15 protein-coding genes are annotated in these 14,628 nt (G+C 59.5%); 6 read left to right on the top strand and 9 right to left on the bottom strand.

Annotated elements, in window-relative coordinates; genetic code table 11:
- Nucleotides 1-431 precede the first annotated feature (431 nt).
- Both C8K44_RS21705 and C8K44_RS21700 read left to right on the top strand, forming a co-directional pair.
- Nucleotides 432-1,301 (top strand): hypothetical protein, encoded by an 870-nt coding sequence (locus C8K44_RS21705; RefSeq protein ID WP_109577854.1) that lies wholly within the window; start codon nt 432-434, stop codon nt 1,299-1,301.
- A gap of 95 nt (nt 1,302-1,396) precedes the next feature.
- Entirely contained in the window at nt 1,397-1,927 is a 531-nt protein-coding gene (locus tag C8K44_RS21700; RefSeq protein WP_146203981.1) for a hypothetical protein, read from the top strand.
- 21 nt (nt 1,928-1,948) lie between these two features.
- Here C8K44_RS21700 and C8K44_RS21695 read toward each other — a convergent pair whose 3' ends face one another.
- The 4 genes from C8K44_RS21695 to C8K44_RS21680 are packed head-to-tail and all read right to left on the bottom strand — an operon-like array spanning nt 1,949 to nt 4,924.
- Nucleotides 1,949-2,461 carry a hypothetical protein gene (locus tag C8K44_RS21695; protein WP_109577852.1) on the bottom strand — a complete coding sequence of 171 codons (513 nt, stop codon included), beginning with the start codon at nt 2,459-2,461 and terminating at the stop codon, nt 1,949-1,951.
- A complete protein-coding gene (locus C8K44_RS21690) occupies nt 2,458-4,407 on the bottom strand; it encodes a MobA/MobL family protein (RefSeq protein WP_109577851.1) in 1,950 nt (649 codons plus the stop codon). The genes C8K44_RS21695 and C8K44_RS21690 overlap by 4 nt, the downstream gene beginning before the upstream one ends.
- The gene (locus tag C8K44_RS27345; protein ID WP_146203980.1) at nt 4,404-4,709 is read right to left on the bottom strand and encodes a hypothetical protein; all 306 of its coding nucleotides are present in this window, start codon (nt 4,707-4,709) and stop codon (nt 4,404-4,406) included. Before C8K44_RS27345 ends, C8K44_RS21690 begins: the two co-directional genes overlap by 4 nt.
- Nucleotides 4,706-4,924, bottom strand: a complete 219-nt coding sequence (locus tag C8K44_RS21680; RefSeq protein ID WP_146203979.1) for a hypothetical protein — start codon at nt 4,922-4,924, stop codon at nt 4,706-4,708. The genes C8K44_RS27345 and C8K44_RS21680 overlap by 4 nt, the downstream gene beginning before the upstream one ends.
- Nucleotides 4,925-5,096: 172 nt before the next feature.
- Between C8K44_RS21680 and C8K44_RS27765 the strand changes: the two genes are divergently transcribed.
- Together C8K44_RS27765 and C8K44_RS21670 are read left to right on the top strand one after the other, a co-directional pair.
- Nucleotides 5,097-5,531 (top strand): hypothetical protein, encoded by a 435-nt coding sequence (locus C8K44_RS27765; RefSeq protein ID WP_199227170.1) that lies wholly within the window; start codon nt 5,097-5,099, stop codon nt 5,529-5,531.
- Nucleotides 5,532-5,536: 5 nt separating this feature from the next.
- Nucleotides 5,537-7,603 (top strand): DotA/TraY family protein, encoded by a 2,067-nt coding sequence (locus C8K44_RS21670; RefSeq protein WP_109577848.1) that lies wholly within the window; start codon nt 5,537-5,539, stop codon nt 7,601-7,603.
- A gap of 351 nt (nt 7,604-7,954) precedes the next feature.
- On the opposite strand, the gene C8K44_RS21665 is transcribed toward C8K44_RS21670, so the two are convergent.
- The 4 genes from C8K44_RS21665 to C8K44_RS21650 all read right to left on the bottom strand — a co-directional run bounded on the left by C8K44_RS21665 (nt 7,955) and on the right by C8K44_RS21650 (nt 9,526).
- Nucleotides 7,955-8,176, bottom strand: a complete 222-nt coding sequence (locus tag C8K44_RS21665) for a hypothetical protein (RefSeq protein ID WP_109577847.1) — start codon at nt 8,174-8,176, stop codon at nt 7,955-7,957.
- Nucleotides 8,173-8,421, bottom strand: a complete 249-nt coding sequence (locus C8K44_RS21660; protein ID WP_146203978.1) for a hypothetical protein — start codon at nt 8,419-8,421, stop codon at nt 8,173-8,175. Before C8K44_RS21660 ends, C8K44_RS21665 begins: the two co-directional genes overlap by 4 nt.
- A complete protein-coding gene (locus C8K44_RS21655) occupies nt 8,418-8,813 on the bottom strand; it encodes a hypothetical protein (RefSeq protein WP_146203977.1) in 396 nt (131 codons plus the stop codon). The genes C8K44_RS21660 and C8K44_RS21655 overlap by 4 nt, the downstream gene beginning before the upstream one ends.
- Nucleotides 8,814-9,217: 404 nt before the next feature.
- Nucleotides 9,218-9,526 (bottom strand): hypothetical protein, encoded by a 309-nt coding sequence (locus C8K44_RS21650; protein ID WP_109577844.1) that lies wholly within the window; start codon nt 9,524-9,526, stop codon nt 9,218-9,220.
- Between C8K44_RS21650 and C8K44_RS21645 the strand changes: the two genes are divergently transcribed.
- On the top strand, nt 9,521-10,042 hold the full coding sequence (locus tag C8K44_RS21645; RefSeq protein WP_109577843.1) for a hypothetical protein: 522 nt from the start codon (nt 9,521-9,523) through the stop codon (nt 10,040-10,042). The two genes, C8K44_RS21650 and C8K44_RS21645, sit on opposite strands and share 6 nt — an antisense overlap.
- Before the next feature lie 1,071 nt (nt 10,043-11,113).
- Entirely contained in the window at nt 11,114-13,324 is a 2,211-nt protein-coding gene (locus tag C8K44_RS21640) for a replication endonuclease (protein WP_109577842.1), read from the top strand.
- Between the two features lie 270 nt (nt 13,325-13,594).
- Here C8K44_RS21640 and C8K44_RS21635 read toward each other — a convergent pair whose 3' ends face one another.
- Complete coding sequence (locus C8K44_RS21635) at nt 13,595-14,542, bottom strand: DUF2971 domain-containing protein (RefSeq protein ID WP_109577841.1); 948 nt, start codon at nt 14,540-14,542, stop codon at nt 13,595-13,597.
- Between the last annotated feature and the right edge of the window lie 86 nt (nt 14,543-14,628).

The following is a 14,628-nucleotide window of genomic DNA, read 5'->3' as shown; positions in this document are numbered from 1 at the left end:
CGGAGTTGCCCCCGGGGGCTGGCACAACAAGGCGCGATATACCTGCCGCAACGATCGCCCTTGCACAGTCAGCGCATGGAAACAGTGTGCCATACATTGTTGCGCCGTCCAGGCGAAGTCCGTTGTCCCGAGCGGAGTTGATCGCGTTCCGCTCTGCATGCTCCAGTACAAAGTACTTCCACTCAGGATCGGCTTCGATCGATCTATGACTGTCTTCCATCGCTAGACCGAGCTGAAGCGGGGGCGCGTTGGTTCCGGTGGCGACTATTCTTCCTTGCCTATCGGCAATAAGGACACCGACCTGCCTGTGCGGGTCGTGACTGGCCTGCTTTACTTCCTCGCAATGGAAAAGGAACTGTCGGTCAGAGTCTGAAATTGCCATCGTAGGACCCGCAAGGTAGCAAAGAGTGTCGGGAAGATAGGGGGAAAATATGACACTACTAGCGGCAGAGGCTCTCGATCCGAAGAGATTTTTCGAGGAAGGCAGCAATCCCGGTTTGCAAGGGTCCAGCTTCGACCTCACGGTGGGGAGCATTTACGATCACGAGGGAAAGAAGGTCACAGGTCCGTTCACGCTGAAGCCAAACCACATGGTACAAGTGGCATCGGCTGAGGTGTTTAGCTTGCCGGACAATGTGACTGGGCATGTTACCTACAAGACCACGTTAACCAGTAAAGGTATCTGGGCGCTGACGGTCGGGATTGTTGATCCTGGTTGGCGAGGACCAATTTCGACTACACTCCTCAATTATAGCAGGGTTGATCACGGAATATCTGAAGGCGACGCATTCTTACGCGTCAGCTTTTTCGAGCACGATCCTGTTCCGAGCGACAAAATGAGGAAGGCACCGTCCTGCGCTCAGTATATGCGCGGCGTTCAAACCGCGGCGGCGACGATCTTTCCCCAGACATTTCTCGATACATCGAAGATAGCCGACCAAGCAGGCACCACGGCCATGGAGCGACTGCGTAATCGGGCTTTCGGCTGGGCGGCGGCCATGGCGGTGCTTTTCGCTGTGGTGCAGCTTGTCACGTCCTATTTGCAGCCTTCGGTTGTCCTTGAAGGGGGGAAGGCTGATAAGGAAGAAGTCACACGACTAGCGGCCGAACTCAATTCCGTGAAGGAGCGGCTGTCGATGCTGGAGCGAGAGTCGTCGACCTCTTCCCCAAGCCAGCTGGATAATCGCGAGCCAGGTGAACAGACACAAGTTCCGAGCAAGCAGCCAATACCTGTGATGCCTGAAAAGGCAGCAGCGGAAAATCCAGTTCCCGGTCCAAAGGGGGAAGCTACATCCAACTAAAGGGCGCGGGTACATACCGTCGAAGGAGCTAAGTGACGAGGCGGAGTGGATTTACGAGTGCAACCTGCCTAGGTCCACAAGCGCAGGAGCGTGCCATGGCTAAGCCGAAGCATCCAGCTACTGCGACGGAGGGAGAAGGAAGCAAGGCCGGAGTTCGGCCTCGCAAAAGGCGAAACAAACGGCGTACCCCCGCGCGGCAAGAAAGCTCGAGCTATGTCGTTCGGGTGGCAGACTGGGACTACTATTATTCTTTCCATGCCAGCGATCCAAAAAGCCGCTGGGAGACTGGTCCGTATGGTGAGCTGGCCACGCTTTCCTTCCAAGGGGAAATCATTCGGCCCAGAGACTGTAGGTACAAGACGGCAACTGCCACCTTCAGCGGCAAGTCCCACATGATGGAGGAGGTCCGCACTGAAGGAGCGCGCTCTATCGGGTCACTGACTGCACAAGGTGATGAGCTCTCGGCCTATGTCTTCGTGCCGCAAGAGCGCCTAGCTGAACTCACCTCGGTAGCGCAATCGGGCAAGGTCCAGATTGTTCACTTCAGTGGCACTAAGCTACGGTACCGCTCCGCCTCGATTTCCAGCATCTCCCTGCATACAAAATTTGACGAGGATGAATGGTAGGATAGTGATAGACCGCGTCGACTATACTACGTCAAAAGACTTCCGCAGGCTCCGCATGCCTTTGCCGGGCACAGCGAATTCGTCTGCCAGGTCGGACGGCAGGCGCACGTCTGGCCCGATCTCGGCCTGACGTGTGAGGTGGGTGATGGCCTGCCGGCCGCGCTGCCGCCATTCACGAAGGGCCTTCCCTTTGCCTCGGGAGACTTCGTGCAGGAGCCGCTGCCAGTGATGCGGCTCGGTGGCATGAAGCTCGAAAAAAGCTTGCAGGGCGTGATCCCCGGCGATGCAGGTGTCCAGCCCGAGCCACTGACACCACGGCAGGCCGGGACGGCGGACCTGGTAGAAGTCGCGGCCGTCGCAACGGCCTCGGGCCTCAACTTCGCTAGTGCCGACCCACGCCGCAAGGTCGCCGCCCGCAGCCGAAATGCTTGTGAGGCGGGCATATTCCGGATGCGTTCGTCCATGCGCCCGCGCCGACACATAGCGGCGCAAGGCTTGCCCGACTTCGATTTCGTCACGTGACGAAATTGTCACTGTGGCCTCCGGGTGAAGTCCGCCGCTTTAGGTTCCCCCAGGCCGATTTCCTCGGTGATGGCGAGCGCCAGACGCTCACGCAATGTAGGCGTATCGTTGCGCGTTGGATCGAAATCCAGCGGGGCTTCAAACGCCCTGGTCCTGAACCTCTCGGCCTGGACCTCGCGGGCTTTCCTGCCATAATCTCGGAAAGCCGGGAGGGCGGCGATGACTTCCGCATGCGACTTGCTGACCAGTTTTCCGCGCTGCTCATCGTCTAGGTGTAAGGTCACAAAATCAACGAGGTCGCTGTCGTTCGCTTCCAGTTTCGTTAGCGCCGCAACGTCGCTTGCGGCTGCCTCAAGGAGGAGGGATGCGACCGTCTTATGCCTCTTAAGTTCATCGATTTCCTCGGCCTTGCCGCGCAATCGGGTCTGGTCTGCCTCGAATTTTCGGCGCAGGTCGTCACACGGCTGATAGGGTGCGCCTGTCGCTTGGTCGTATATAGTAACGCCTTGGCGCTGCGCTTCCAGCCAGCACGAATCCTTGAAAGCTCGATCGCCGAAAACTTCGACTTCGCCAGCCCATTCGGCTGCGGCCTTTTCCACCATCGCGCGGCAGGCGGCATCGGACGCGGCCGGGCCGTGGATACGGAGCTCGTCGCCAAGATCCTGTAGGCGGCATGCGCCGATAGTGATCCAAACGCCGTCCGGACTTTCCGTGATCTTGTGATACCCACGGCTGCGCCAGCGGTCCGCGAGGGATCCAACGTGGTCGGCGGGAAGATGCGGAACCTCTTTTGTGCGGCGGCGCTGCCGGAGGCCGGAGCCCTTGCGCTGCAAGGACTTGAGTTCTTCAAGACGCTCGATCGCATCGATTTCCATCATGCCATCGAGTTCGGCCACGAAAGCGTCGGCAACCCCCCGCGCTCCAAAAACCTTCGCAATGCGCCCCCTTATCTCGACGTGCCCGCCGTCCTTGGTCGCGATCTGCGTCACACCAGGGGTCGCGGTGTCGATGAAATGGAATTCCTCGACCCAGCCCGCCGAATGACTGAGGTCGGGAAAACGCTCTCTGAAGAGCTTTTCTTTAAAGCCCTGCTTACTGCGCGGGCGGATGCCGCCTCGGGTTTGTCGGGTCGCGTTTACGGACATGATTTCCTCCTCGACATTGATGAGTTCGTTTTCTGCAATTCTTGATGCGCGCATGCTTGAAACAAGCGCCGTGCAGCGATCGTGCGTCCTCCGCCGCGTGACGGCCTTTTTCCGGCCTTCGCCCATGGTCGGCTCGGGCTCGCGGTCATGCAGCCCACGGGCGGCATTCGAACGATGATCGGCGCGGCGGGGGCTGCCAGCACGGGTCAGAAACGCATTCATCAAGGAGGCCATGCGCTCGCGCTCGGCTTTCAGGGCATCGCCACGTTCGCCACCGTGCCGGCCGCCAGACTCGAACATCGCGGCAAGCTCCGCATTCCGAACATGGGCAAATCCATGCTCGGCAGAAGCGTCCAGGCGGCGGGTCGAGAGCATCACATGAAAGTGCGGCTGCTCTTCACGATCCGCAGCGCGCGGGCGGTGATAGGAGATGTCGATGATCGCACCCGCTGCAAGGTAAGGCTTCACGGCTTCTTCGATGAAGGCGCGGCGATCCTCTTCCAGAATGTCGCGCGGGATGGTGACAAGGATTTCCCTTGCCACAACAGCATCTCTTCGGCGCTCGGCCTGCTCGACTCGATTCCAGAGCTCATTACGGTCGTATGCCCAACCCGGTGCGTCCGAAGGCGCAAGGATGAACGAATCCTCAGCGGATTTTTTCCGGTAATCGAAGACCTGGCCGATGCGGCGGTCCTCAAGGCGGCTGGCACTCCGGTACGCGGCTGCGGCAACAGCGGAGCGGCCTGCTGACCGCTGGAAGAGGGAGACTCGGAAGTTGAAAATCGCGGAGTCAGGTGGGAGCGAGGTTGTCAATGCAGCCCCCTCCCGGTCGGACCAAACTCATCGTCCGCAAAGTCGAAATGGGCACCGCCCGCAAAGCTGAAAACGACGCGGACGTGATGCAGGAAATCTTCGTAAGACAGATGCCCGAAACCGCCGTTTCGAGGTGTCGCGACCTGGTCCATCGTCATGTGGAGGTCGGGGCGGGTGTAGACTCTGCCCTCCCAAAACTCGCCATCGACGCGACGGGCAACAGTCAGGCGGCTAGGTAGCCTTTCGCCATCGTGATGGACTGTGACAGGCACATCATAGAGGATGCTCGGAATCCTGGTCAAAGGACGAACTCCTCGGTGATCTCGTACCCTGTCTTTTCAAGGATGCTGCGCAGGTCGTCGCGCTGCTCATCAGTGCCGATGACAAAACCCTCGTCGTCGTCAGATAACCCAGCTTGCGCGGCATAGTGGCGAAGCTGGGCAGGTGGCAGCCCGGTGGCCGTGAGCAAAACGAATGTCTCCGGTAAGCGCCCCCACACCAAGCAAATTTGATTCATGTTCGTCTCCTGGCCGCTCACGGCCCGCCTGAAAGGGCGCGATGCGTCGGTCACGACGCTTAATCGCGCACTTCGCAGTGGGCCTGGTCACGTCTTCCTGCACCTCATGTTTGGCTGCACCCTTGCGCCGTGCAAGTCGCCGACAAATCATTGAATCGACGTCGGTTTTTCGATGTGGGATTTCGGCTCGGAAACGCTCGGTCGCTCAACAATTTTGGGCGCGATTTTTCTGCCGGCCAGATTCGGAAAGTCGCCGGCGGATTCATGGATGGAGGAAATCGGGATGGTCGAACTGTCGAAAATCATGGAGAAGGAGCGCGGGCTGCTTCAACGGAAAGCGAAGCTAGAAGCGGACATCGCGCGGCTGCGGACGAAAGAAAAAGACGTGGCTCGGCGTGACGACACGCGGCGGAAGATCGTTCTCGGAGGCATGATCTTGGCTGCCGTCGCGGCGGGCGACGTGCCCGCCGATTTCGTCAAGCGGTTGGTGCGGATTCACGTCGCCGACAGGGACAAAAAGCTGTTCGTCGCAAGCCCGTTTGAAGTCGAGGACGTGGCAACAGAATCGACGGCGGCGGACGTGCCGGACGCGGTTGCGAGGGAGTGAAAACGATGGCTTTCGACCTCTTCGCGACACCTTCCGAACACAACATACTTTGGGCCTGGCTCAACGCTCTGCTGCCTTCGGACACGTCGTCGCCATGGGGTTTCGCGATGAGCGTGTTTTCGAACACGCTCTTGTATATCGGCACCTTCTTCGTCGGCCTCCATCTCCTCACGGCCCTTGTCTCTTCGGCCTACAGCGGCAAGGTCCTGGGCGATAAGTTCCATCAGATTCACGCGCCTTTGCGCATAGTCTTCGGCATCGGATTGATGATCCCGATCGCCGCCAGCTTCTCATCGTCACATCATCTGCTTCGTGATGTCGTCGGACGGGCAGCGATCAACCTGGTTGACGCAAACTGGGTCGCCTACGTCGACTATGCGGCGGGCAAAGAGGTCAAAATCGCACCGCTGTCGCCGGGCGGATCGATGCTGGTTATGGACGTGCTCGAATCCGAAATCTGCGCGGCGATCCACAACAACATGACGCAGCCATGGGGGCTCAAGGGCGCCAGGATTCCGCCTGTCGCCGGAGAGCGGAAAGGCGATGTCTCGGGGTGGTGGAATCCGGTGACGACGAACGCCAGGACGGAATGGAGCTACGGGCCAGACTGCGGCAGGATCGCACTGCCAGTTTTGCCGGATAAGCCGGGCTTCACTTCCGACAGGGAAGCGGCCGTTGCCAAAATTGTGACCTCTGTCCGAGCAGGCGCAGCCCAATTCGGAGAGGTCTTCCGGGTTCAGAGCGAGCCGCTTTCGGCCGACGCGGCGATGACCGCGATCCGCGACGGCAGACTGCCGCAGCTTTCGGAAGCAGTCCGGGGGCTCGGCAAGGAATATGACTCAGCCATCGCCACTGCGACGGCCAAAGAAATGGCGCTGGATGAGGACGGGGCTGAGAGGCGGCAACGCCTCATTGACGCTGCCCGGCAGCAAGGAGCTGCCACGGCGGGCATGTACTGGATGCACATCTCCAGCCGGAGTCAGCAAGTGTCGGCGCTCACGGGCGCGAAACACGAACGCACCGGAATCCGGCTTGGTGATGCCGGCAGCGCCGGGAAGAAGAACCTTGAGGCTGCCCTTGCCACGCTGCGGAATCTTGTTGCGGGCGAGGAAGCGGAAATCAGGCTGACCGCGAATGATTTCGCGGCGGGCGGCGATCAGGATTCGAGCATCCTGACACGCATCCTTTCGCCGATCTGGCGAGACCTCGGCGAGTGGGCAATGTCGAAGGGAGATCCCAACGAATCCACGGTCCAAAGGATGCTGCGCTCCGACCCCATCGGAGACCAAATTTCGAGCGGGCATGCGTTCATGTCCATCGCGGAAGTAGGCATCGTCGCCGCTTTCGTCCCGATCGCGCTCGCCTTCTCGGGCGTAGGCATTGCGACGGGAGCCTGGGGTGCTGCGCTGTGGGCGATGGGATGGGCTACGCCCATCCTCGGATCGCTGTGGGTGATTGGCGCGGTGCGTGCATATGTGCTGCCCGTGCTGCCATTTATTTACGTCTGGGTTTTCATGGGTCTGTGGCTTCTGGCGGTACTGGAAGCCGCCATTTCCCTGGTGGTGTGGGCATTCGGCTTCATTCGACTGGATGGCGAGGACTTCCTTGCGCACCAATCGAAAATGGGCGCGATGCTGCTCTTTCAGGTTTTCTTGATGCCAGTCCTTGGCCTGCTTGCCTTTGAAGCTGCCTTCGTTCTCCTGCCGCTGATCGTCGGCGGGCTGGAAATCGTATGGGCTACTGCATTCTTCGGGCAGACGGGCGGACAGTTGATCGGGCCTTCCGCGCTGCTCGTGGGGTACGTCCTGATAACGTTTCTAACGCTGTATCTCGTGATGCACATTTTCGGTCAGATTTTCCACGTTCCCGACCGCGTCATGGCCTGGTTCGGAGCACCGTCGCATGGCTTCAGCGATAAATCGCTCTTCGTGGCGATGGCCGGAGGGCTGGCCGGCACGCTCGGACGTGGAATGCCGGGCTTGCCGAGCGTTCCAAGGCCGAACGCCAACGGCGGCGATTCCAGAGGCCAAGGGAAAGCCTCCATCGGCGGGGTCACAGCCCGCAAGAAATAAGGAAAGGCCCCGAAATGGGGCCTTTTTCGTAGCGTCACGAAATGCTGGATTACCAGCCGAAGCCGAATGCCTGAGCGGCGTACCGGGCTCCCGCGTATGCCAGGATGGTGGCGTTGCCGAGAAAACCGAGGACCGCGCAAGCGAGAGCGGTAGTAGCAAATCCGTTCATGTGAGCCTCCTTCGACCAGCGTTAAAATCCGCCATTTTCCAGCCTGCCTATGCGGCGCTTGCAAGCGGCTGGCGCGGGTGCAGGCCATGGGCCGAACCACGGGCCACTTGCAACACAAGCCGCCCCAGACAGGCATCTTCCGGCATGATTTTACTACACGCCGAAGGGAGAGCCCAGGAACGTCAAGCGAGGCCCGTCAACTGCGCGATTGTCGCGATGATGAGCCCGACAAGGGCAGCCCAGCCGGCAAAACGAAGGACCGCCGCAACAGCCTGCATTTCGACTGTCGTAAACCGCATTCCGGACGGGAGCCGAACCGTGTCAAACAAGGCCGGGCGCGCCGACAGGTAGCGCCCGGTGATGATGGCTGAGATGCCGGCGAGAACGGTAATTGCTACGATCATGATTGTTCCTCATCTTTTCCGATGTCGATTTCGAAGCGATCGCCAATGCGCTCGCACCGCACAGATTCGCTGCACGGACCACAGGTCATCTGCACCATGTCCTCGACATCCTCGGCCAAGTTTTCGAGATGAGTGCCGAGCGCGGCCAAATTGTAAGCCTCTTTCAGAATCCGCTTTGGAGCCGGGCAGCCGTCGCAACCATACGACAGCCCGGCGACGTAGATTTCCACCGTGCCATTTCTCACGCTGCGTCCTCCAAGTTGCCATCGATCGCGTCGTCGGGGTCTATGATTCCGCAATAAGCAAGGTGTTCGCGGCACTCGGCCTCGTCCGATTCTCGCTCGATCTCGCGGCGGATTCGGGCTTCCTCGAGTCTCTCCTTCGTGCGCTGGAGAAGTTCCTGACGCATGAGGTCGAGGGCTCTGTCAGATGGCGCGAACGACGCACTGGACCACGCGGGGAGGATTCTCACCGTGCTTTCAGCAAGGCCAAGGAGCCTGGCCAGCTCTGCCGGCGACATGCTCAAAGCAGCGCGGAGCCTCGCATAGTCCTCGCGACGACGTTGGCGGGAAGCGGCTGCGGCCTCCGGGCTGCCGCCATGGAGCGGGCGGCCGGGGCGGCGATGATGGGATGTCATGCGACCTCTCTTTCCGTAACAGCGGCAACTGGATTCTTGGGGCGGCGGGCGTAAGCCTTGCCTGCGGGCGAGGCTTTGAAAGCTCTGCCCGCCATGTGCCACCTTGCGAAGGCATCATCGCAAGTCTGAGAAGCGAGCAGGTAATCCTCACACGCCTGCCGACCAAGCATTGTGTCGAGCCCCTTCGTGCGTAGACATGAGAGGACACCGCTACCTGTGCCGTGCATAACGTCACGGGCTCTTTCAAGCTCTTCTTGAAGCTCCAACACGCGCTGCCATTCAGGCGACTGTGTCCAAGATCTATCCACGGTCAATGCTCCTTCTGTTTTCGGGCTTCCGGCCCTCGCCGAAGCGTCTCCGGACGGCTCGGGGGAAGGCCGGGGCTGGGTGCCCCGGTTGCCGTGTCAGGCGGCTTCTCCGAAGTAGGCGCGAACAGCGGCGGCTGGAGACTCGTAAGTCGGAACTCCGCCCATGAAGGCGATCTCGTCCAGGCTGCGCCCGACGACTCCGCCGAGGCCAGTGCGCTTCGCATAAGCCCGCGAAGTCGATGTCCGATAGGAACCGTCAGGCAGTTCCAATGCGCGAACCCAGCCGTGTTTGGTGTTCCAGAAATCTACGCCGGCCACACTGACCCAATTGTCCGTCATATCGCCGATCTCGGCCCCGATCTTTGCCACCGTCTTTTCCAACGCTTTCAATGTCGCTGCATGCATGACTTTCACTCCTGCTACCTTCCCGCCATCCGGCGGCTGACCAGATATATTTCAGAGCCGCCTACGCGGCGGGAGGAACGGCCATCAGGCCGCCCAGACCTGACCTGGTTCCGCGTCATCGAAATAGACACGGGCGATGTGATCGCGGATTTGAGTCTTGGTTGCCCGGCGGGCGATGTGAGCATTGCCGCGCTGGTGGTAGTATTGATGTCCAAACTGGTCTTCGCAGACCTTACGGACTTCCCACTCCGTGACGGCCCGCCCGTTGACACGGAGATCTGGTCCTTCACTGACAATCCAGGTGCTGCCGCCGATTTCGAAGCTGTATCTACGCATACTGTCCTCTTCCGTTGGGTAAGCGCCGGAACCATTTCCGCCGCTCATATGAATATGTTGAGGCCTACTTCTGTCGGCTACAAGAGAAAACAGAAGGAAAAGGCGAAATGGATCTTCGTTGTTTTCGGATATCCGGAAAAATATTCCATCATCCTTTCATGTGACGCCCATAATTGTTGACACGACTTTCGTATCGTCGGGCCGTCGGCTCGTTCTGACGCTGGCCCGACATCTGCATACGAGCTCGCTAGGCGACGTGTCAACAGGGGGAGGATTGTCAGAAAATAACGCGATAACAATTAGTTATGAAGGATTCATAGGTGCTTTCAAGGATTCACAATGGGTCGAATCCTTACCGCCAAGGACTCGTTTTCACGCGAATCCTTGCGCGTAAGGATTCAAGTAGAGCGAAGTATTTTTCAGATTTTCCACAGGACGGGTAACAAAATTGTGCGGTCTGTATGAAGTTTGTGCCTTCGGCAGTGCTGGACGCGAAGGCGAGGCCCGAGTTCGCGCCCAGACGCGGGAGGCCAGTCACACCGGAAAATAGCCGGGTTGTGCGGGCGCAGGGCCTCAGCCCGAGCCACGGTCGGCGGTTTTCCGATTGACGGGCCGGAGCGACCAGACACTGCCGACACCGGGGAAGGACAAGACAGGAAGGGGCACAGCCCCGCACCAGGCCTGCCCTTCGCCGGACTAGCCCGCCGGCAATGAGGTGGGGGTGCCAAGGGCCGCAGGGCCCGGCCGGCAGGGGCGAAGCCCCGAGAGGCCAACTTAGGCCAATCATCGCTCCGATAAAGTCGTTACGGATGCGGAATGGGTTCGTCGGCTATTGCCGCATTCGGCCGACCGGATGACCCTTGATGGATCAGCAACAAAAAAAACCCCCGTCACAGGCCTGGCAGCCTCGGGGGGTTTTCAGAGAGAGAATATGAGAATCACTCACATTCACGCATCTGTAAAGACCCTCGCTAACGGCGAGTGACGGCCCGGCTGGGATGCCCCCCGGCCAGATCACAGCCCCACTTTACCCCTCAAACCAAAAATGTTGACGGAGCCCTGAAAAGACAGCGGGTTTCGGACGTTTCTCGTGTCCGGCCCGCTGATCTTGCAGCGGCGACGGGTTTCCTCGGGCATGGGATCGTTCGGAAATCTTTCCTGGCAGCCAGCGCCGCCAGTGCGGTTGCGAGCGCACGGCCATGGACTCCGCCGCCAGAGGTAGAGACCGCCGCTGGGCGGCTGGTAGCCGACATGGCGGACCTCGATCGGGAGGAGGCCGGAAATGGCGGACCGATTCCGGGCATCGCGGCATTCATTCCGCCACGCCTGTCCGATCTGTCTCCGGAGGCGCGAAACCATCGGGCTGTTGCCCGGTTTCTGCCGCCGGAACTGGCCGAATTTCTTGAGCGCATGAGACCGCAGCGGCGGGTGGAGAGGGAGAAGGCCATTCTCGCAGAGGTCGAATGGGCTGGGCTGGAAGTCCTCGGGCTACCGCCGACGCTGTTGGCGGAGCGTGCAGATCAGGAGGCGCGCCGGTACGCGGCAAAATTTCCGAAAGCTGACGCGGATGGGACCCCGATCAACCAGGAGCAGGAGCACCGGAAGGGCCGCTGTCAGAAATGGCAGCTTCGCAGGCTGCGCAAGCGTCAGCGAAGGGCTCTGCTTTACGTAGAGCAGGCCGTGGGGGCTGTCGGCGGCCCTGCCGTGCCGGGAAGGCCGCTCTTTCTATCTGACTACGGGCTGGTGATCTGCGAGGCGGAGGAACTACGAACGCTGGAAATCCTCGGTAGACAGCGGCTTGCCAAAAAGAGCGATCTCAGCGTCCAGATTCCGATGCTGGATCTCCACTGGAAGGCGAAAGCCGCCGACGCGGCGAAAAAGCGGATGCTGATTGATGTGCATCTGGCCCGGTGGGCGGCGCTGGGCTGGCATGTGTGCTGGCTCACCGTGACCCTCCCCGGTGAATACGTCGCCAACGCGACAAATGAAGGAAAACGGGTCACCAAATGGGATGTGACGCTGGGACCAGAAGAAGCGTCGAAGGAGCTCCAGGACAGGCATCACCGCACTCTCGCCCTACTACGGGAGAAGGGCGTGAGGCTGAACGGCTGGTGGAACGTGCAGCCGCAGCAGTCGGGCACTCCCCACCGTCATTATGTCACGGCGTGCGAGACGCTGGAGGACGCACGGAAGGTCTGCGACGAATTTCATCGGAAGTTCGATACAGGCAACCAGACGGACGACGGGCAGGACCGGGGTTGCTCCGCCTACGTAATCGGCGACGATCACCCGGACTATGCGATGAAGCCCGGGAAAAACGGCAAGGCGGAGACGGCCGAATCCGTTGCACGATACACGGCTCGCTATTCAACGAAGTATGAGGCACGGCCCGCCGATGCCGGAGGCGAGGTGGCGGCCGTGCCGGCCGCTGGCGCTTCGGAACAGAAACGATTCCGGGGATGGAAGAAGCTGCGCGGGGCGCGGGGCATGGGTTTCCTCGGGCTGGATTCGCAGCGGGCACCGCTGGAGCTTTGGGACGTGCTCTGGCTCAACTCGCTGAAAGAGGACCACCGCTGGTCCTCCGTCGAGGATGCCCGCATGTCCATCGGCATGAGGGAAATGCGGACGGCGAGAAGATGGGCGGAAGAAGCCTCTATCGAACGCGCAGCGGCAAAGACAGCGCGTGAGGTCCTGGCAATACTAAACGCGGCGGCTGCGTCCATATCGGCAGATGAAATAGCAGCGGCAGAGAAGGAAGTGGCGGAGGCGGAGGCCTCGGCCCGCGAGGCGGCGGACCTGGCTGCTTTTCATGGCTGGCACGCCGCCATTGCATCAGGCCTGTGGCCCGACGCGGATCTGGACTCGGCGGAACTGGCGTGGCTGAGCGATGCCGTCACGGAGTGGAATCAAGGCCGCTGGGCACTGCCGGACGGCAGGGAGCGCGACACTGACCCTCTTCCGCCAGTACCGCTGCGGGAGACACGGGAATCGGTCTACGGCGTGACAAGGAACGAGATCCGCGGCGCTGTCGGCGTGGCTCGCCGCTTCACCCTGTCGAGCAGGAAGGCGAGCAGATCAGAACTTTTCGACATAGCGGAGGAGGGCGGATTCCTGCAGCCCTTCCAGACGAAGCTGGAGGAGCAGCGGGCGAAGACGTGGCGGAGGGTGAAGCTCACAAGCACGCGCCGCTTGTTCTTCCTTGCCGCACGCGATGCGGGTATTGGCCTGTCCCGTCGTCCGGACGGGACGATTGCCGGATATGACCTGTCTGGGGAGATTCTGCTGCGCTCTGACGACGAATGGATAGTCGTGACAGTGGAGGAGGCTGAGAGGCTGAGAGAGGAATTGGCGGAAAACGGCCCATCGGTAGCACTAAGTCCTAACGGACTTTCATTTAGTGCTACCGACCCAAGTTATGGCCCTGACGGGCCATCACATGGGGATGAGAGGCCGCCGGGATGACGTTAAACCGCCCCTCCGACCCTCAAAGCCAGTCCGAAATGCCGCTCTCGAAGGGGAGGACGAGGAAGGTCTGCAAGGGAGTGGGAAGCGGCCATTGCGATGGTCCCAAACCTGAGGCCGATAAGCGCACCAGCGGGCCTTGAGATCTGACCGGAAAGCGAACGCGCCAAGGGTGGGTCATCGCCGTCGCTAGTCGACCCATTTCGGACACAATGGCGATTAGCCCACTATGCTTAAGTTAGTTGACTTCCAGCCATGCGGGCAGCCGCCTCATTTTTTCTTTCTAGCTGCGCGACTTATAGCATCCATTCCGGCAATATACTCCTCTAGACCGCCATAATGATCAACGATCCGGTAGGGATTTCTCATTGCTACCGCTCGCTTGGTCTCATCAGTTATCTGACACCAAGCACACTCTTCTTCATCTTCCTCAATCGGCTCGGAGCAAGAAGCGCAAAAATTCTTGCTGGGCGCAATTTCAGCATCGATGAATGAATGAGCTTTTCCTCTCCAGTCAACCAGATAAGGGACCGCAGAAGTCCTTCCAATTCTGAGCTCATAGAAGTCAGCGGAAAATCTCTGGGCGATCTCTTTGAGCCTAGTTTTGGTTTCGTGCGTAGCTCTCGCGCCGCAGATGATGCTAGAAACACATGTCCCCGGAATGTTCATGAGCATCAAATCACCTGATACTATTATATCCTCATCCCCCACGACCATCCTACGCTCTTGCTCGTAAGCCCAGCATGTAGACTTCGTGAAGTAAGCAGCGTTAATAACTGCTCCTTGTAGGAAATATGTATATCTAGGCTTTCCTATATGAAGAACTCTTGTAACTAAATCCGAGAAATCGTGGGAAGGTCCATCTTGATAAGCAACGTTATCGAATCGGGTTTCTGGAAAATTTTCAAGGATAGCTTCCTCTGAAAATTCGATCACGAAACCATTGTGATTATAGGCGTAATGCGCCCACATCGGTATCACGATTGGGGATCGGGAAAAGCATGTTGTAGGGTACTGAGGAAGCTCACCAATGGCTTCCGCATAGCAAGCAAGCATCTCAGGGTCTCCCCCGAAATCCGTAGCCAGAAAAAGCTCGTACGGATCATTGAAATCTTTAGGCTTTGAGAATTTCAGAGTTACTTGGTTGTCTTTGGTAAAGACCACATCAGCTAGATCTGCTGGTAGGTATTTATACAAAAGCCCATTGCCTTCAGCCATCCCCCTCACTCCCCAAGAATCATCTGACCTTAGAGAATTGTGCGCAAGTGGACAATCGGACTCGGCTGACGCGGGCCTTTGAGGGG

Source organism: Aminobacter sp. AP02 (assembly GCF_003148805.1).
In the GTDB taxonomy this organism is placed as follows: Bacteria; Pseudomonadota; Alphaproteobacteria; order Rhizobiales; family Rhizobiaceae; genus Aminobacter.
The sequence above is the reverse complement of the archived record's forward strand: the minus strand, read 5'-3'. Positions and strand labels throughout refer to the sequence as shown.